We start from the raw sequence: 18,091 nt of genomic DNA, 5'->3' as shown, positions 1-18,091 counted from the left end.
AAGGCATGGATTTCTCACATGGCCATGAATATTATCGGGCTGATCTGTTGGCCGGGCGGCTGGGTCGCACTCCTAGGGGTTTCGCTGCACACCCCGAATTGGGTTGTATGGCTCTTCATGCCGTACTTCATCTACGCGCCTTATCGAGGACTGACGCAGCTGAAGTATTTCCCGGCCGCCTTCTTGATGCTCCGCATTCTTCGCACGTACCCGTGGCAGTTGGAGCGTGATGTTGTCCGGGGGCTGACGAAGCGTCCCGAAGTGGTAGCCAAGCAGTATGGGTGGTTTGAGTTTCCCAACCCGGCCAATGAGGAGCAGCAGTTGCCGCTTGTGTTCTCCGAGCATCTCCGCACGGAGTGGTGGGCTCGCCGTATGGCTCCTCGTGCCAAGCCACGCCTCAAGGCTGAGATCGAAACCATCTGGTTCGCTGGGGACCCGCGCTTCATCGGGCTCGTTGCCGCACCTACTCGCAGGGGAACGGGTCCTCGCCGTCTGCATGTGGTCGAGCAGCGAATCGACGTGCAGAGTGGCTGGCGCTTCGCCGACTGGGGCGCTACTCCCGATGACATTGAGCGCGGACGACGTGCCGGTGTCTATCCCGTCCACTCGTGAACCCTGGAAGGGGGCATGCCGTCTGGCCCGCTGCCGTCACCGTCCACGAATCCGTCCAGGATCCACACGCAGAGCTCTGGTTTGCCGAGCCGGCAGGGTTCACGGCGCTGCCCATGAACGCCCTGCTTGCCGAATGGAACACGCCGGAGGCGGAGCTACTGGTTGCGGCTGCTGCGCCGTTGCTCGCCTCGGCCCCGAACGAAATGGCCCGACAGCAGTTCATCGCGTTCTTCGCCTCGGGACAGCAGGCGCTGGGAGCGTTACGCGAGTTCGGGACGGTCCACTGCTCCGTCGGCCTGCACCGTGACGACGTAGGCGGCGGAGCGCAGCCGTTGCTCTCTCTGTTCACCATCACCTGGCGGGACACCGCTACGGCTCCGCGTGCCGCGACCGCGGCCCGGGCTGTTACCGCATCGGGCGGGCACCGCCATGTCGAGTATCTCGAACTGCCCTGTGGCCCCCTCACCATCAGTGAGGTCCTACGCCGTCCGGCGGCGGAGAGCGGGCTCCCCCACGTCCCCCTCCTCCAGGTCCACGCCCACCTCCCCCACCCCGACTGCAAGCGGCTGGCCGTGTTCACGGTCAGTACTGTCGCGGTCGCGCGTCGGGAGGAGTACCGGGCGTTGCTGAGGGGGATGGTGGAGACCGTTCGTTTCGAGGACCCGTTGGGGTGGCGTCGTAATGGTGTTGAACGGGGCCTCGGCCGACGGTAGGAAGGCAGCATGACTGGACTCGGTGCCGTATTCCGCCCTCAGCTGGCCCCCGAGCGACTGCGTGCCGTGGCTCGTGTCGCCGATGAGGTGGGGCTCGAGGAGTTGTGGCTGTGGGAGGACTGTTTCCGCGAGGGCGGTATCTCCACGGCCGCCGCCGCCCTCGCGTGGACCGAGCGGGTGCGGGTCGGCGTCGGGCTGTTGCCCGTGCCGTTGCGGAACGTGGCCGTCACCGCGATGGAGGCCGCCACGCTGCACCGGATGTTCCCCGGCCGTGCCGTCCTCGGCGTGGGCCACGGGGTGCAGGACTGGATGGGGCAGGTCGGAGCGCGGGCCGAGTCGCCGCTGACGCTGCTGCGGGAGCATCTCGTGGCGCTGCGGGCCTTGCTGGGCGGAGAACGCGTGACGTCGAAGGGGCGCTACGTCCGCCTCGACGACGTCGCGCTCGACTGGCCGCCGGAGCAGGCCGTCGAGGTGCTCGCCGGCGCCACCGGGCCCCGTTCGCTGCGGCTGGCCGGTGAGGCCGCCGACGGGACCGTGCTCACCGCGAACACCCCGCCGGACGGGGTGAGCCGCGCCCGGCGGCTCATCGACGAAGGGCGGGCGGCGGCCGGGCGGACGGACGCGCACAAGGTCGTCGTGTATCTCCTCGCCGCCACCGGCCCCGGCGCCGCTGAACGGCTGCGGAACGAGCTGGTCGCCGAAGGCGTCGGGGACGTCCCGGACCTCGGGGCCGCCGGGGACGCGGAGGCCGTCGCCGACGCCGTGCGGCGGCTGGCCGAGGCCGGGGCCGACACCGTGATCCTCCAGCCGACCGGCGACGAGCCCGACCCGGAGGGATTCGTACGGTTCGCCGCCGAGCGGGTACGGCCCTTGGTGGGGGAGTAGTCATGTCCGCGCACCGTTCCGGCCGACGCGACTTCGACGAGCTCGTGGCCGAGGGCGCCTCCGTTCCCACCGAGGGGTGGGACTTCTCCTGGTTCGGGGGGCGGGCCACCGAGGCCCGGCCGTCCTGGGGGTACGCGCGGTCCATGGCGGAGCGGCTGGCCGGGGCCAGTGCCGTACTGGACGTGCAGACCGGGGGAGGGGAGGTGCTGGACTTCGCCCTCGAAGCCGCCGGCCCTCACCGTGCCCCGCTCGTCGTCGCCACCGAGGGCTGGGCGCCCAACGTCGCCGAGGCCACCCGACTGCTGCGCCCGCGCGGGGTCCCCGTGGTCGCCTCGGCGGACGACGTGCCCCTGCCCTTCGCGGACGGCGCCTTCGACCTGGTCGTCAGCCGGCATCCGGTCGAGCCGCACTGGGACGAGCTCGCCCGCGTGCTCGCGCCCGGCGGCACCTACTTCGCCCAGCACGTCGGTCCCGCCAGCGTCTTCGAGCTCGTCGAGTACTTCCTCGGGCCGCTGCCGGAAGAAAGCCACCGCCACCGGCATCCCGAGCGTGAGCGTGCCGACGCCGAGGCTGCGGGGCTGGAGGTCGTGGAGGTGCGGGCGGAGCGGCTGCGGATGGAGTTCTTCGACATCGGTGCCGTGGTCCACTTCCTGCGCAAGGTGGTGTGGATGGTCCCCGGATTCACCGTCGACGCCTACCGGGACCGGCTGCGCGAGCTGCACGAGCGCATCGAGGACGAGGGGCCCTTCGTCGCCCACAGCTCCCGTCATCTCTTCGACGTGCGCAAGCCGCAGGCAATACCCTGACACGCCATGCCCTGACACGCCATGCCCTGACACGCCATGCCCTGACACGCCATGCCCTCACACGCGATGCCCTGACACGCCGTGACATGACGCCGCTGCGGCTCCGGCAGCCGCCGAGTCCGCGTCCTCACGCGTGCGCCCCCGGGAGTGGGGATCTTTCGGGCCTAAGGGGGCGCACCTTCGCAAATGTTCGCGCGCCCGGAGGCAGGGTACGGAATCACCCATCGATCCTCACCGGGTGGCCACATCGTTATTCAGCGTTGTCCTTCTCGGGTCGTACTCGGCCCACCCGATCGCGTAAGTTCGAGCCCAGGTAATTCGCGTGAGCAAAGCCGCGTGCGTGGCACCGCGCAGTGGAGGGGGCTGCGCGGTGCCGGAGCGAGAGTCGGGTCCCCATCGGTCGGGCGCCTCGTCAAGCGTCGGGTCAAGCCCGTGTGCGCCGGTGACGTCACCCGGATGGGGGAAGCGGGAAAGCGTGCCGCGGCGCCTCTCATCGGCCCGGCCGGTCACCTCCGTCGCACCCGAATCGGTCGTCACCTGGGGACACGCGGTGATTTGGCCACCGTTCGGGGCGGAATGAGGGCTTCCGTGGGCATCCGGGCGTCGCCGGTCGACTTCGGAGAGTAGTTGTGGCACGCCGATGCACGCAGCATCACTTACGAAGGGTTATGGTGGAAACCCCCCCTCGGGCCGGTCCGTCTCCCCCCCCACGGACCGGCCCGTTTTTTTGCGCCCTCCCGGGCCGCGTCCCGGGCCGCTTCCAGGGCCACATCCCGGGCTGCCTTCCGCGCCGTCTCTCGGGCGCCCCCCGAGCGGTACGCCCGTAACGAGGAGTTCACCGGTGCGCCGACCTGTGTCGTGGCATGGCCGCGCTCGTTCGAGGGAATAAGCCAAGCAGGTCGACGCCCGAACCACGGGTGTCGGTTCTCAGCGGACGGCACGGAGCCGTCCGCCCGGGAGGCCCTTTGCACCAGCCCCACCGTGCGGTCACGGCACGGAAGACGCGGCGGAGGGCCGGTCCACGGCCCGCGCCAGTGCAGGGCGGCCCTCGACCGGCCGGATCGTTACGGCCCTCCCGGTCCAGCGTCCACTCCGTCGCTCCCCGACCTCTTCCGAGGGGGTACGTCCTTCCGTGGTGACCAGCACAAAGCGCCACAAGCCCGACAGGCGCACCTACGTTCTCGACACCAGCGTCCTGCTGGCCGACCCGAACGCCCTGAGCCGCTTCGACGAGCACGAGGTCGTGCTCCCCATCGTCGTGGTGACGGAGTTGGAGGCCAAAAGGCACCATCCCGAACTCGGGTACTTCGCCCGGCAGGCCCTGCGCCTGCTCGACGAGTTCCGGGTGCGGCACGGTCGCCTCGACGCCCCCATCCCGATCGGGGACCTCGGCGGCACCGTCCGTGTCGAGCTCAACCACTCGGACCCCAGCGTGCTGCCCACCGGCTACCGCCTGGGGGACAACGACTCCCGCATCCTCGCGGTCGCCCGCAACCTGCAGGCGGAGGGATTCGACGTCACCGTCGTCTCGAAGGACCTCCCGCTCAGGATCAAGGCGTCCTCCGTCGGCCTCCTCGCCGAGGAGTACCGCGCCGAGCTGGCCATCACGGACTCCTCCGGCTGGACCGGGATGTCCGAACTCACCCTGCCGGGCGAGCAGGTGGACGTGCTCTTCGAGGAGGGCCGGGTCTACGTCCCCGAGGCCGCCGACCTGCCCGTGCACACGGGGCTGACCCTCCAGTCGGAGCGCGGCAAGGCGCTCGGCCGGGTCACGCCCGACGGGAACGTCCGGCTGGTGCGCGGCGACCGGGAGGCGTTCGGCATCAAGGGCCGCAGCGCCGAGCAACGGATCGCGCTCGACCTGCTCCTCGACCCGGACATCGGCATCGTGTCGATGGGCGGCCGGGCCGGCACCGGCAAGTCGGCGCTCGCGCTGTGCGCGGGGCTGGAGGCCGTGCTCGAACGCCGGCAGCACCAGAAGGTGATGGTCTTCCGTCCGCTGTACGCGGTGGGCGGGCAGGAACTCGGCTATCTGCCCGGCTCCGAGGCCGAGAAGATGAGCCCCTGGGCGCAGGCGGTCTTCGACACGCTGTCGGCCGTCACCAGCCGGGAGGTCATCGAGGAGGTGACCGCGCGCGGGATGCTGGAGGTGCTGCCGCTCACCCACATCCGGGGGCGCTCGCTGCACGACGCGTTCGTGATCGTCGACGAGGCCCAGTCGCTGGAGCGGAACGTCCTGCTGACCGTGCTGTCCCGGGTCGGGGCCAACTCCCGGGTCGTGCTCACCCATGACGTGGCACAGCGGGACAATCTGCGGGTGGGCCGGTACGACGGGGTCGTCGCCGTCGTCGAGAAGCTGAAGGGGCATCCGCTCTTCGCGCACGTCACCCTGACCCGCTCCGAGAGGTCCCAGATCGCGGCACTCGTGACCGAAATGCTGGAGGACGGTCACATCTGACCCGACAGAAGTCGGTTACCCGTCAGTTCGGCGCCGTCCGGAAAGGCCCAGAGCCTAGCCGGGCGGCGCCTCGGTGTGGGGGGATTTCCGTGAATCCCCTGGGCCAAACGGGATGTGAGCTTTCACACGCAGCACAGAATTGCCTCACCCGCCGGGTTACGGCAGAGTCTCCTTCCTGTCAGGCCCCGCATACGACACAGCCGTACCCTCAGCGGTACGGCGCCCCAGAAGCACCAGATCCAACTCCATAGCAGAGTCGTATGCCGCCCGAGCACCACGCGGCGCTCCCGACGAGGGAGTCGTCCACCGGGCCCGTGCCTCCCGTGACCCGTAGTTGGGGAGGCCAGCGTCAGGGGCACGATTGCGTCCGCGAGGGTCACCGAAGCGGGCGATGCTGGAAGGAAACCGTGTGAGCCGGATCTCGGTCCGGGGATTCGCAGTGGCCTCGGCCACGGCGGTCACCGCCGTCGGAAGCGTCGTCGGCGTTGCCTCGGGCAGCGTCGCGCAGAGCAACGACGACGCGGAGGCGACGGCAGCAGGCACGACCCTGCTTGCCGACATCCCCATGGGTGAGCAGGCGCAGGTGCAGACCGCGTCCCTGACGCAGCAGGCCGACGTGCAGGCCATCGCGGCGGACGCGAGCGCCAAGAAGGACGCCGAGGAGGCGGCCCGCAAGGCAGCCGCCCAGACCGCCGTGGCCAAGCAGGAGAAGGCCAAGAAGGCGGCCCAGGCGGCGAAGCAGCGCGAGGCGGCGCAGGAGGCGGCCAGCCGCGACGCCAAGCGGGAGTCCACCACCTTCGCCGTCCAGAGCTCCTACAGCACCAGCCAGATCCAGGCGATGGCCCGTCAGATGGTGCCCAGCGGTCAGTTCCAGTGCTTCAGCAACATCGTGAATCACGAGTCCAGCTGGAACTACCAGGCCGTGAACGCCTCCTCCGGTGCCTACGGCCTCTTCCAGGCCCTCCCCGCGGGCAAGTACGCCTCCGCGGGCGCCGACTGGCGGACCAACCCGGCCACGCAGATCAAGTGGGGCCTCGGTTACATGGACAGCCGCTACGGTAGCCCGTGCGAAGCCTGGTCCTTCTGGCAGGCCAACCACTGGTACTGAGCCCGCCGTCCGGCCGTCGTCGCCGTCGGCGCGGCCCACGCTCAACCTCGCGCAGCCCCTCACCGTCCTAGGGTGAGGGGCTTTCGCGTTCCCGCCATGTACGGTCGGACCGGAACGACTCCGGGGGGAGTGGTGGGGAGAGACGGGGGAAGAGGACGGATCATGTCACGAGTGCCAGGGTGGCTCGGCCGGGTCGGCGCTGGACTGACGCGGTTGAGCGAGCGGTTGGAGCAGCGCCGCGAAGAGGCGCGGCGGGCCGACGCCGACGACGGACCGGTGCCGGCCCCCCATCCCGTGCGGCGGCCCCTGGACGACCCGGCCGAGGACGCGACCGCGGGCGCGAGCGGCGACCCGGCCGCGGAGCACCCCGAGGCACACCGTCCGGTCGTCGTCGGCTACCGCCCCGACCCGGCGCAGGCCGTGCCCTGGGGAGTACGGGTGGCCGCGGAGGCCGGCTGGCGGCTGCTGGTGCTCGCGGGCACCGTGTGGGTGCTGATGCGGGTCATCAGCGCCGTACAACTGGTGGTGCTGGCGTTCGTGGCCGCGCTGCTGATCACCGCGCTGCTCCAGCCGGCCGTGGCCTGGCTGCGCCGGCGCGGGGTGCCGCGGGGGCCGGCCACCGCGCTGACCGCGATCCTCGGATTCGTGATCATGGGTCTGATCGGCTGGTTCGTCACCTGGCAGGTGATGGAGAACATCGACAACCTCTCCGACCAGGTCCAGGACGGCATCGACGAACTGCGCAACTGGCTGCTGAACAGCCCGTTCCACGTCACCGACAAGCAGATCAACGAGATCGCCAAGAACCTGCGGGAAGCGGTCGGCGCCAACACCGACCAGATAACGTCCGCGGGACTCGAGGGCGTCACGGTCGTCGTCGAGGCGCTCACCGGCATCCTGCTGGCCGCCTTCTCGACGCTCTTCCTGCTCTACGACGGCAAGCGCATCTGGCAGTGGTCGCTGAAGCTGGTGCCCGCGGCCGCCCGGCCGGGCGTGGCCGGGGCCGGTCCGCGCGCGTGGCGGACGCTGACCGCCTATGTGCGCGGCACGGTGATCGTCGCGCTCATCGACGCCATCTTCATCGGCCTCGGCATCTACTTCCTGGACGTGCCGATGGCCGTCCCGCTGGCCGTGTTCATCTTCCTGTTCGCCTTCGTGCCGCTCGTCGGCGCGGTGGTGTCGGGCGCGCTCGCGGTCGTGGTGGCGCTGGTGACGCAGGGCGTGTTCGCGGCGGTCATGACGCTCGTCGTGGTGCTGGCGGTGCAGCAGATCGAGGGGCACATCCTCCAGCCGTTCATCCTCGGGCGGGCGGTGCGGGTCCATCCGCTGGCGGTGGTGCTGTCGGTGGCCGCCGGCGGCATGGTGGCCGGCATCGGCGGCGCCGTGGTCGCGGTGCCGCTGGTGGCGGTGACCAACACCGTCGTGGGCTATCTGCGGGCGTACTCACGTGAGGCCGCCCTGCGGCAGACGCCCGGGCCGCACGGCGCCACCTCGTCCGACGCCGCCCCGGCGGCCGACCGGCCACCCGGGCCGCCGAAGAGCCCGGAGTCCCCGGAGGCCCCGGCATCTCCGGAGGCCCCGAAGCCACCGGAGTCCCCGGTGGACGGCCCGCCGTCGGACTCCTCCCCGGCCTAGACACGCGAACGGGCCCCGCCCACCTCTCGGAGAGGTGGGCGGGGCCCGTGCCGTGTGTGCCGCGCGGAGCGGGACTACTCGGCGGCCAGGACCGCCTCGGCGTCCAGCGTGACGCCGACGGCCTCGACCACGGCGGCGATCTTGAACGCCTCCTGGATCGTCTCGCGGTCCACACCGGCCTTGCGGAGCACCTGCTCGTGCGAGTCCAGGCACATGCCGCAGCCGTTGATGGCGGACACCGCGAAGGACCACAGCTCGAAGTCGACCTTGTCGACGCCCGGGTTGCCGATGACGTTCATCCGCAGACCGGCGCGCAGGGTGCCGTACTCGTGGTCCGACAGCAGGTGCCGGGTGCGGTAGAAGACGTTGTTCATCGCCATGACGGCGGCGGCCGACTTGGCGGCCGAGTACGCCTCCGGCGACAGGTTGGCCTTCGCCTCCGGCTCCAGCTCGCGCAGCACGAGGGGGGAGCGCGAGGCGATGGCGGTCGCCAGCACGGTGCCCCACAGCTGCTGCGCCGGGAGGTCGGAGTTGCCGATGACCGAACCCAGGTTGAGCTTCAGGTCCTTGGCGTAGTCCGGCACGGCGGACTTCAGGGAGTCGAGGGACATGTCAGCTCACTCCCCCGACAGCAGCGCGACCGGGTCCAGGGTCTCGTCGCCCTTGCTCCAGTTGCACGGGCAGAGCTCGTCGGTCTGGAGGGCGTCGAGGACCCGCAGGACCTCCTTGGGGTTACGGCCGACGGAGCCGGCGGTGACCATCGTGAACTGGATCTCGTTGTTCTGGTCCACGATGAAGACCGCGCGCTGCGCGAAGCCGTCCTCGCCCTCGATGCCGAGGTCGCGCATCAGCTCGTGCTTGGAGTCGGCCATCATCGGGAAGGGCAGGTCGGTCAGGTCCGGGTGGTCCTTGCGCCAGGCGTGGTGCACGAACTCGGAGTCGCCGGAGAAGCCGAGGAGCTGGGCGTCACGGTCGGCGAACTCGTCGTTCAGCTTGCCGAAGGCGGCGATCTCGGTCGGGCACACGAAGGTGAAGTCCTTGGGCCACGCGAAAACGACCTTCCACTGACCCTCGTAGGTCTTGTGGTTGATCTGCTGGAACTCCTTGCCCTTCTCCAGCGAGACGCAGGCGGTCAGGTCGAACTCGGGGAACTTGTCACCGACAGTGAGCACGCGCTCTCCAAAAGTGCAGCGAAGAAACACCCGCTTTGCGAGCGTTTCCATGGGTTGGACGCTGTTGATGTTGGCACAGGGTGCATTGATTAGTGAAATAGCTACAATCGGTCGAGTTGATCGGAGGTGGCTATTAGTGACCACTAAGAAGAGGCAGCCCAGCCTCGCTCAGCTGCGGGCTTTCGACGCGGTCGCCGAGCACCTGCATTTCCGCGACGCCGCCGCCGCGATCGGTATGAGCCAGCCGGCGCTCTCGGGTGCCGTCTCCGCCCTGGAGGAGGCACTGGGTGTCACGCTCCTGGAGCGTACGACGCGCAAGGTGCTGCTCTCGCCGGCCGGGGAACGGCTCGCGGTGCGGACCAAGGCGGTCCTGGCGGAGGTCGGCGCGCTGCTGGAGGAGGCGGAGGCGGTCCGGGCGCCCTTCACCGGCGCGCTGCGGCTCGGCGTCATCCCGACGGTGGCGCCGTACCTGCTGCCGACGGTGCTGCGGCTGGTCCACGACCGCTACCCCGACCTCGACCTCCAGGTCCACGAGGAGCAGACCGCGAGCCTGCTGGACGGGCTCACCACCGGCCGCCTCGACCTGCTCCTGCTCGCGGTCCCCCTGGGCGTGCCCGGCGTCAGCGAACTCCCGCTCTTCGACGAGGACTTCGTCCTGGTCACGCCGCTCGACCACCGGCTCGGCGGCCGGGAGGGCCTGGAGCGCTCGGTGCTGCGCGAGCTGAGGCTGCTGCTGCTCGACGAGGGGCACTGCCTGCGCGACCAGGCCCTCGACATCTGCCGCGAGGCGGGCCGCGCGGGTGTCCCGGCGACGACCACGGCCGCCGGACTGTCCACGCTGGTGCAGCTGGTGGCGGGCGGCCTCGGGGTGACGCTGCTGCCGCGCACCGCCGTCCGCGTGGAGACCTCCCGCTCCAGCCAGCTCCTCACCGCGTCCTTCACCGACCCGGCCCCCACCCGCCGCATCGCCCTCGCCATGCGCACGGGCGCGGCCCGCTCGGCGGAGTACGAGGAACTGGCGGCGGCCCTGCGGGAGGCGATGGCGGACCTGCCGGTGCGGACGGTGCACGCCTGAGGGACCGAACGACCGCCCCAGGGGCGGTCCTTCGGTCCCTCGGCCCCGCCACGGCGGAGCTACTCCGTGCGCAGGCCCTCCGGCCGCATCAGCCGCAGCAGCGGCGGCAGGCTGCACAGCGTCACGGCCAGGACGACCGCCGCGCCGATGCCGGTCATGGACAGGACGCCGGTCCAGTCGACGCGCACCGGGGTGCTCGTCATCTTCAGCAGCACCGTGCCCAGGGTCAGGCCCACGACCATGGAGAGCAGCAGCCCGAGCACGATGGGAATCGCCGTCTGCCACAGCACCGACATGCTCAGCGTGCGGCGCCGGGTGCCGAAGGCGACCAGGGCCGACAGCAGCTTCTTCCGCTCGCGCAGCTGCTCCAGCTGCGAGACCAGGAGGCTGGCGCCGATCAGCGCCAGCACGCACGCCGCGCCCACGAACAGACCGGTGCGGATGGCGTCGAACCGGTCGGTCCGCTGGGTCTCCGACCAGGTCACGGTGTCGGCCAGCGGGTCGATGCCCACCGCCGTGTTCCGCACCAGGTCCTGCACGTCCGCCACCGACTCGTCCACCTTGAGGTAGGCGTGCCCGTCCAGCGCCGGCCCGAGCGCGTCCGGCAGCGCCCCCGGCGTGATCAGGAAGCCGCCCCGGTCGGACCCGGCCACCAGCCCCTCACGCGCCTTCGCCGTCTTGATGCCCTGCGGGACCGTCCAGGGAACCGCCGAGCGCTTCGGTCCGCCCTCGTAGGTCGGGTCCGCGTACAGCTTCCGGCCGGGGGCGGCCAGCTTCGCCATGTCCTCCCCGACGTCCCACTCGGCGCCGTGCACGGCGAACACGTCCCCGTCCGCGCACGAGGGCAGCCGGGAGACCTCCCGCAGCGAGGCGCAGTCGCCCACGGTGATCATCGTGCCGTGCTCCGGCTCCCGGGCACGGTCGCCGAGGTAACCCTCGGAGAAGGCGTAGACCGCCTCCACGCCCTTGGTGTCGCGGAACTTCTCGGCCGCCGGGGCCATCGGGACCCCGCTCGGCAGCTGCGCCTCCATCTGGGCCCGGGACACGTCCTGGCCGGTGGACTTGGTGTAGTCGTCGTCCACCCCGGCGAAGAGCATCTGGAGGGCGATCGCCCCGGCGACGGCCACCGCGATGCCGTTGACCATCCGGGCCGCCGTACCGCTGCTCAGCTGGAGCCTGCGCACGGCCAGCTGCCAGGCCACGCCGCCGGAGCCGAGCCGCGCGACGACGCTCTCCACGATCCACGGCAGCAGCGCGGTCACGCCCACCAGGAGCAGGACGACACCGCCGGTCACCAGGTACTGGTTGAAGTCGCCGTTGTCCCGGCCGTCGCCGATCATCGGGTAGAGCATCGCCAGCCCGGCCAGCGGCAGCAGCAGCCGCCACCACAGCCGGCGCCGGGCGGGCCGGCCCGCGCGCACCACGCCGAGCGGTTCGATGACGACCCCGCGCAGCGCGAACAGCGTCACCAGCACCGCCGCCGCCGGTACCGCCACCGCGACCAGCAGGGCCAGCAGCGGCGAGGGGTTGAGATAGCTGGGGAACACGCTGGTGCGGAACACCTCGGCGTTGCCCGCCAGTTGCCGCCCCACCAGGAAGAACCCGGCGCCGAAGACCAGCCCGAGGATCGCGCCGGCCATGGCCTCACCGGCGGCGATGCGCCGGGTCATGCCGCTGTCGGAGCCCACCAGGCGCAGTGCCGCGAGCCGCCGGTCCCGCCGCTCGCCGCCGAACCGCACGGCGGCGGCGATGAACACCGCGACCGGCATCAGCAGCACCACGAAGACGACGAGGATCAGCAGGAGCAGCACCGGGTCGGACCGCTCCTCCGCGGGCTCCGGGTCGCCGAACCGGTCGATGCGCTCGATCCGGCCCGGGATGATCTGCTCGGCGAGCCCCTCCGCGCCCCGGTAGAAGGCGAGTTCGGCCGAACCGATCAGCCCGTCCTCCGCGATCGTGCCGACGATCCGGTCCGGCAGCCGCTCCCGCAGCAGCGCGCCGGAGTCCGACTCGAGCAGCTCCTTCAGCGCGGGGGAGACCACCATCTCGCCGACCGCCGGGAACTTCTCCACACCCGGCGGCAGCGGTGCCCGCGGTCCTTCGGGCTCCAGGGCCCGGCCCCGGACGTCGTCGTCGCGGAAGTACGTCTCGACGTCGGCGACCAGGAGCGTGTCGTTCGCCTTCGGCATCGTGTCGGGGGCGAAGGTGATGTCGGAGCGCGCCGCCTCCCGTTCGTGCCGGACGGTGAGGGCGTTCGGGAGCGCCGTCGTCAGCAGCAGCAGCGCCACGCCGAGACCGACGCCGACGGCCGTCAGCACGGCCCGGGTCCAGCCCTCGCGGCCCCCGGTGAAGGCGAAGCGGGCGCCCAGCGACAGGTCGGCCGCCCACTGCCGGGCGCTCATACGACCCGCTCCATGTCCCTGGACTTGCCGTCCCGTACGACGATCTCGCGGTCGGAGTAGGCGGCCACCCGGGCCTCGTGCGTGACCAGCACGACCGCGGCGTTGGTGGAGCGGGCGGCGTCCGTGAGGAGTTCCATCACGCGCTCCCCGTTGAGGGAGTCCAGCGCGCCGGTCGGCTCGTCCGCGAAGAGCACCCGCGGGTTGGTGACCAGCGAGCGGGCCACCGCGACCCGCTGGCCCTGGCCGCCGGAGACCTCGCCCGGCCGCTTCTTCCTGAGGTCGTCGACCTCCAGCCGCTCCATCCAGGTCAGCGCGGTCCGCTCCGCCTCCTTGCGCGAGGTGCCGTTCAGCCGCAGCGGAAGGGCGACGTTCTCGACGCAGGTCAGCTCCGGCACCAGCTGGCCGAACTGGAACACGAACCCGAAGTCCGAGCGGCGCAGCGCACTGCGCTGGGCGTCGGACATCGCCGACAGCTCGCGCCCGTTGTACGTGATCGTCCCGGAGTCGGGCGGCACGATGCCGGCGAGGCAGTGCAGCAGCGTCGACTTGCCGGACCCGGAGGGGCCCATCACGGCGACGACCTCGCCGGGGTGGATGGAGAACTCGGCGCCGTCGAGGGCGAGGGTGGGGCCGTAGGCCTTGCGGAGCGCCTCGGCGGAGAGCAGGGAGCCTGCGGGGGGAGTCATCGGGTTACCGCCTCACGGAGCTTGTCGAGGCGCGCGGCGGTCAGTTCCAGCCAGCGCAGGTCGGCCTCGAGATGGAACAGGGCGTGGTCGCAGATGAGCTGGTCCGCGAGGTCGCCCTTGCGCTTGCGGTCGGTGAGGATGCGCATGCTGCGCAGGTGCTCCGAACGCTGGGTGTCGAGGATGTCGGCGGCGTCCCGGTGGGTGAGCAGCGCGAGGACGACCTTGGTGTACAGCGTCGACTGGAGGTACGGCTCGGGCTTCTCCGGCGTGGCGAGCCACCGCTGTACGTCGGTGATCCCCTCGTCGGTGATCGCGTACCGCTTGCGCTCGGGACCGCCGCCCGTCTCGATGCCGTCGACGACGACGAGACCGTTCTTCAGCAGGCGGGACATCGTCGAGTAGACCTGGCCGTAGTGCAGCGGCCGGTCGTGACCGAACTTCTCGTCGAAGGCGCGCTTGAGGTCGTAACCGTGGCGCGGCCCGGACTCCAGGAGCCCCAGGAGGGTGTGACCGATGGACATGCCGAGCACTCTACACACGGTGTATACGCGCTATGTATACGCACCGTGCAGAGACCGTGGCGGCGGGTTCACGACGGCGGCCGAGCCGCAGGTCGGAGGCGATTGTCACGGTTCCGCTACGGCGGAGGCCGCGCCTCCGCATCGCTGCGCGGGCGCGGCCGGCCACGGGCGGTCAGGGCGGCGGCGCGGCCCCCGGGCCACCGTCCCTCGGCGGGCGGCCGCGGCGCGGCAGCGGCCCGGTGTCGCCGGGCAGCCGGCCGGCCTCCGCCAGCGCCCTGCGGAGCAGGAACTCGATCTGGGCGTTGGCCGACCGCAGCTCGTCGCCCGCCCAGCGGGCCAGCGCCTCGTACACCTGCGGGTCGAGCCGCAGCAGCACCTGCTTGCGCTGCCGCGGCCGACGCTGCGGTGCCGGGCCCTCGGACGGCGCGGAGCCTTCGGGCGGGGTCGTCACTGGTAGAGCGTCCCCGTGTTCAGGACCGGCTGGGCGGCGCGGTCCCCGCAGAGCACGACCATCAGGTTGGACACCATCGCCGCCTTCCGCTCGTCGTCCAGCTCCACGATGCCCTGCTCGCTGATGCGGACGAGCGCCGCCTCGACCATGCCGACCGCGCCGTCCACGATCTGCCGCCGCGCCGCGACCACCGCACCGGCCTGCTGCCGCTGGAGCATCGCCGAGGCGATCTCCGGGGCGTACGCGAGGTGCGTGAAGCGGGACTCGATGATCTGCACCCCGGCCGCCTCCACGCGCGCGTGCAGCTCGACGGCGAGCTTCTCGGTGATCTCCTCGGCGTTGCCGCGCAGCGAGAGGCCGTCCTCCTCGTGGGCGTCGTAGGGGTACTCGATGGCGATGTGCCGCACGGCCGCCTCGGTCTGGGTGGAGACGAACTCGACGTAGTCGTCCACCTCGAAGGTGGCCTGCGCGGTGTCCTCCACCCGCCACACCACGACCGCCGCCAGCTCGATGGGGTTGCCGTAGGCGTCGTTGACCTTCAGGACGGCCGTCTCGTGGTTGCGCACCCGGGTCGAGATCTTGGTGCGCGAGGTGAGCGGGTTGACCCAGCGCAGGCCGTCCTGCCGGATCGTCCCCCGGTACCGCCCGAAGAGCTGCACCACGCGGGCCTCGCCCGGCGCCACCATGTTCAGCCCGCACATCGCGAGGAAGGCGGCCACGGCGATCACGATGCCCGCGATGATCAGCACCGCCTTCGCGCCGGTGGAGGCGACCGCGGTCGCGGTGACGATCAGGCCGGCGCCGACCGCCAGCCCGACCAGCCCCAGCAGCAGCGCGAGGCCGCCGCCGATGCTGTGCGCCTGCTCCTCGCGGACCCGGGGCGTCGGCATCTCGGGCACATCGGCGGTGACCTGTGGGGCGTCGTGCGTGGACATGGGTGGTCCCCCGTTCTCTCTTTGATGACTAAGTGATATCACTTTACACGTCGATCACAACCCTGAACCCCTCTCGTACGTCGGTTCCTGTGGAACGGGTGCTGATTCTCACGTCCGTACAAGGCTGGATCGGTTGCCGTTTGTCACATCTCCCGGTGTTAGCTTTCTGAGCTGACCTGAGCGACGAACCTGTGTGACGCGTGAGTGAGACGTGCCCACAGATGACCGAAGCGGAGCGGATCGGACCCATGGGACGAGCGGAAGAGAGAAGAGCGCGACAGCGCGGTGGACGCCGCGCGGCGCCGAAACGCCGCCGTTCGTCGCGCGCGGCCCAGGGCGCGGGCGGGAAGGGCCCGATACGCCGGCTGTTCACGTGGAAGAAGATCCTCGGCACGTTCTTCGGCGTCTGCCTGCTCGGCATGGGCGCCTTCATCGTGCTGTACATGATGATCGACATCCCCGAGGGCAACCCCGAGGCCGAGTTGCAGAGCAACGTCTACAAGTACAGCGACGGCAGCATCATGGCCCGCACCGGCGAGCGCAACCGTGAGATCGTCGACCTCGCCAAGATCCCCAAGGACGTCCAGCGCACCTTCGTCGCCGCCGAGAACAAGACCTTCTACAAGGACGCCGGCGTCGACCTCAAGGGCACCACCCGCGGTGTGCTCAACACCCTTGCCGGCAAGGGCGCGCAGGGCGGTTCGACGATCACCCAGCAGTACGTCAAGAACTACTACCTGAGCCAGGAACAGACGGTCTCGCGCAAGCTGAAGGAACTGGTCATCTCCCTCAAGCTGGACCGGGAGAAGTCCAAGGACTACATCCTGGCCGGCTACATCAACACCAGCTACTACGGCCGCGGCGCCTACGGCATCCAGGCCGCCGCCCAGGCCTACTACCGCGTCGACGCCGAGGACCTGACGGTCGAGCAGGGCGCGTACCTCTCCGCGCTGCTCCAGGCACCGAACCAGTACGACTGGGCGATCGCCAGCGAGACCGGCAAGAAGCTCGTCCAGGAGCGCTGGAACTACGTCCTGGACAACATGGTCGAGCAGAAGTGGCTGAGCGCGGGCGACCGGCAGGGCATGACGTTCCCGAAGCCCAAGGAGCCCAAGGCCGCCGCGGGGATGGAGGGCCAGACCGGATACCTGGTGGACGCGGCCAACTTCGCGCTCAAGAAGCAGCTCGTCGCCCAGGGCGCCGCCGAGGACATGGAGCAGGCCAAGGCCCTGGTGGACCTCGGCGGCTACACCGTCACCCTCAACATCGACAAGAAGAAGCAGGCCGCGCTGGAGAACGCGGTCAAGGAGAAGCTCACCAGCAAGCTGGACCCCGACCGGCGCAAGGTCGACGCGGACGTCCAGGCCGGAGCCGTCTCGGTCGACCCGAAGACGGGCTCCGTCGTGGCGATGTACGGCGGCGTGAACTATCTGAAGCACTACACCAACAACGCCACCCGCGACGACTACCAGCCCGCCTCCACCTTCAAGCCGGTGATCCTCGCCGCCGCCGTGGACCACGACGCCGAGACCCAGGACGGCGTGCCGATCACGGCCAACACCCTCTACGACGGCGACAGCGAGCGCCCCGTGATGGACGGCGACCAGAAGGTCGGCTTCGCACCGCCCAACGAGGACGACCGGGACTACGGCGAGATCGACGTCCAGGAGGCGATGAACAAGTCGGTCAACTCCGTCTTCGCGCAGATGGGCATCGACGTCGGCATGCCCGAGGTCATGAAGGTCGCGGGCGAACTCGGCATGGACACCGAGGGCGAGCAGGCCGTGCCCGCGCAGACCCTGGGCAGTATGGGCGCCAGCCCGCTGGAGATGGCCGGCGTCTACGCCACCTTCGACAACCACGGCAAGAAGGTCACCCCGGCGATCGTGAAGTCGGTCGAGCACAAGGACCGCACGATCGAGATGCCCGACCCCGTCGGCGAGCAGGTCATCAGCCGGGAGGCCGCGGACACGGTGACCTCCGTGCTCACCGGCGTGGTCGACGACGGTACGGCCAAGACGTCCGTACGGGAGAACCCGCTGCGGGACGGTCAGCAGGTGGCCGGCAAGACCGGTACCTCCGACAACAACAAGTCGGCCTGGTTCACCGGCTTCACCCCGGGTCTCGTCACTTCCGTCGGCCTGTTCGGAGAGGACGACAAGGCACCGCACCCGCAGGTCCCGATGTACAAGGCCGCCGGCGTCGACTACCGCGTCAACGGTGGTGGGCCCCCGGCGGAGATCTGGGCCGCGTACACCTTCGGCGTCATGGACGAGGTCACCAAGTTCCAGCTGGAGACCAAGCAGGGCGCCGCCGTGAAGCCCAGCAGGTCGCCGTCGACCTCCCAGTCGCCGAGCCACTCGCCGTCCAAGGAGCCGACGACCGAGGCGCCGCCCCCGTCCAAGGAGCCGACGACCGAGGCACCCTCGTCGAACGATCCGACGACCGAGGCGCCGCCCGAGTCGCCGACGAACTCGCCGTCGAACAGCCCGTCCACCGAACCCCCGCCGGACGGCGGCGGGTCCACCGAGTCGGGAGACCCCGAGTTCCCCGGCGGGGACTGGGTGCCGTAGACCGTCGGGAGACGCGGACCCGCGCGAAGGGGCGCCCGGTGAGCACCGGGCGCCCCTTC

16 protein-coding genes are annotated in these 18,091 nt (G+C 70.6%); 9 read left to right on the top strand and 7 right to left on the bottom strand.

Annotation, left to right across the window (positions count from 1 at the left end):
• Positions 1–18 precede the first annotated feature (18 nt).
• The 7 genes from ACIRGB_RS01925 to ACIRGB_RS01895 all read left to right on the top strand — a co-directional run bounded on the left by ACIRGB_RS01925 (position 19) and on the right by ACIRGB_RS01895 (position 8,217).
• Positions 19–612, top strand: a complete 594-nt coding sequence (locus ACIRGB_RS01925; protein ID WP_403857662.1) for a hypothetical protein — start codon at positions 19–21, stop codon at positions 610–612.
• A complete protein-coding gene (locus tag ACIRGB_RS01920; RefSeq protein ID WP_403857659.1) occupies positions 609–1,325 on the top strand; it encodes a hypothetical protein in 717 nt (238 codons plus the stop codon). The genes ACIRGB_RS01925 and ACIRGB_RS01920 overlap by 4 nt, the downstream gene beginning before the upstream one ends.
• Positions 1,326–1,334: 9 nt before the next feature.
• Positions 1,335–2,210, top strand: coding sequence for an LLM class flavin-dependent oxidoreductase (locus tag ACIRGB_RS01915; protein ID WP_403857656.1), 876 nt, complete (start codon positions 1,335–1,337; stop codon positions 2,208–2,210).
• A 2-nt stretch (positions 2,211–2,212) separates the two neighbouring features.
• The gene (locus tag ACIRGB_RS01910; protein ID WP_403857653.1) at positions 2,213–3,016 is read left to right on the top strand and encodes a class I SAM-dependent methyltransferase; all 804 of its coding nucleotides are present in this window, start codon (positions 2,213–2,215) and stop codon (positions 3,014–3,016) included.
• A gap of 1,132 nt (positions 3,017–4,148) precedes the next feature.
• The gene (locus ACIRGB_RS01905) at positions 4,149–5,474 is read left to right on the top strand and encodes a PhoH family protein (protein WP_403857651.1); all 1,326 of its coding nucleotides are present in this window, start codon (positions 4,149–4,151) and stop codon (positions 5,472–5,474) included.
• A gap of 409 nt (positions 5,475–5,883) precedes the next feature.
• Positions 5,884–6,582, top strand: a complete 699-nt coding sequence (locus tag ACIRGB_RS01900; protein ID WP_403857648.1) for a lytic transglycosylase domain-containing protein — start codon at positions 5,884–5,886, stop codon at positions 6,580–6,582.
• 162 nt (positions 6,583–6,744) lie between these two features.
• Positions 6,745–8,217, top strand: coding sequence for an AI-2E family transporter (locus ACIRGB_RS01895; RefSeq protein WP_403857645.1), 1,473 nt, complete (start codon positions 6,745–6,747; stop codon positions 8,215–8,217).
• 74 nt (positions 8,218–8,291) lie between these two features.
• Here ACIRGB_RS01895 and ACIRGB_RS01890 read toward each other — a convergent pair whose 3' ends face one another.
• Both ACIRGB_RS01890 and ACIRGB_RS01885 read right to left on the bottom strand, forming a co-directional pair.
• Positions 8,292–8,828 carry an alkyl hydroperoxide reductase gene (locus ACIRGB_RS01890; protein WP_403857642.1) on the bottom strand — a complete coding sequence of 179 codons (537 nt, stop codon included), beginning with the start codon at positions 8,826–8,828 and terminating at the stop codon, positions 8,292–8,294.
• Positions 8,829–8,834: 6 nt separating this feature from the next.
• Positions 8,835–9,389 carry a peroxiredoxin gene (locus ACIRGB_RS01885; RefSeq protein ID WP_403857639.1) on the bottom strand — a complete coding sequence of 185 codons (555 nt, stop codon included), beginning with the start codon at positions 9,387–9,389 and terminating at the stop codon, positions 8,835–8,837.
• Between the two features lie 136 nt (positions 9,390–9,525).
• Between ACIRGB_RS01885 and ACIRGB_RS01880 the strand changes: the two genes are divergently transcribed.
• Complete coding sequence (locus tag ACIRGB_RS01880; RefSeq protein ID WP_403857635.1) at positions 9,526–10,464, top strand: LysR substrate-binding domain-containing protein; 939 nt, start codon at positions 9,526–9,528, stop codon at positions 10,462–10,464.
• A gap of 59 nt (positions 10,465–10,523) precedes the next feature.
• Here the strand turns inward: ACIRGB_RS01880 and ACIRGB_RS01875 are convergent, their stop codons facing one another.
• The 5 genes from ACIRGB_RS01875 to ACIRGB_RS01855 all read right to left on the bottom strand — a co-directional run bounded on the left by ACIRGB_RS01875 (position 10,524) and on the right by ACIRGB_RS01855 (position 15,459).
• Complete coding sequence (locus ACIRGB_RS01875; RefSeq protein ID WP_403857632.1) at positions 10,524–12,866, bottom strand: ABC transporter permease; 2,343 nt, start codon at positions 12,864–12,866, stop codon at positions 10,524–10,526.
• Positions 12,863–13,552, bottom strand: coding sequence for an ABC transporter ATP-binding protein (locus ACIRGB_RS01870; RefSeq protein WP_403857629.1), 690 nt, complete (start codon positions 13,550–13,552; stop codon positions 12,863–12,865). The genes ACIRGB_RS01875 and ACIRGB_RS01870 overlap by 4 nt, the downstream gene beginning before the upstream one ends.
• On the bottom strand, positions 13,549–14,073 hold the full coding sequence (locus ACIRGB_RS01865; RefSeq protein WP_217164842.1) for a PadR family transcriptional regulator: 525 nt from the start codon (positions 14,071–14,073) through the stop codon (positions 13,549–13,551). Before ACIRGB_RS01865 ends, ACIRGB_RS01870 begins: the two co-directional genes overlap by 4 nt.
• Positions 14,074–14,245: 172 nt before the next feature.
• Positions 14,246–14,524 (bottom strand): hypothetical protein, encoded by a 279-nt coding sequence (locus ACIRGB_RS01860; RefSeq protein ID WP_403857625.1) that lies wholly within the window; start codon positions 14,522–14,524, stop codon positions 14,246–14,248.
• Positions 14,521–15,459: an SPFH domain-containing protein gene (locus tag ACIRGB_RS01855; RefSeq protein ID WP_403857622.1), complete on the bottom strand. Its 939-nt coding sequence runs from the start codon at positions 15,457–15,459 to the stop codon at positions 14,521–14,523. Before ACIRGB_RS01855 ends, ACIRGB_RS01860 begins: the two co-directional genes overlap by 4 nt.
• Before the next feature lie 248 nt (positions 15,460–15,707).
• Between ACIRGB_RS01855 and ACIRGB_RS01850 the strand changes: the two genes are divergently transcribed.
• Complete coding sequence (locus tag ACIRGB_RS01850) at positions 15,708–18,032, top strand: transglycosylase domain-containing protein (RefSeq protein WP_403857619.1); 2,325 nt, start codon at positions 15,708–15,710, stop codon at positions 18,030–18,032.
• Positions 18,033–18,091 lie beyond the last annotated feature (59 nt).

This window comes from Streptomyces sp. NPDC102490, from assembly GCF_044765285.1.
Lineage (GTDB): Bacteria > Actinomycetota > Actinomycetes > Streptomycetales > Streptomycetaceae > Streptomyces.
Note: the sequence above shows the minus strand (reverse complement) of the source record. Positions and strands in the feature narration are given on the sequence as shown.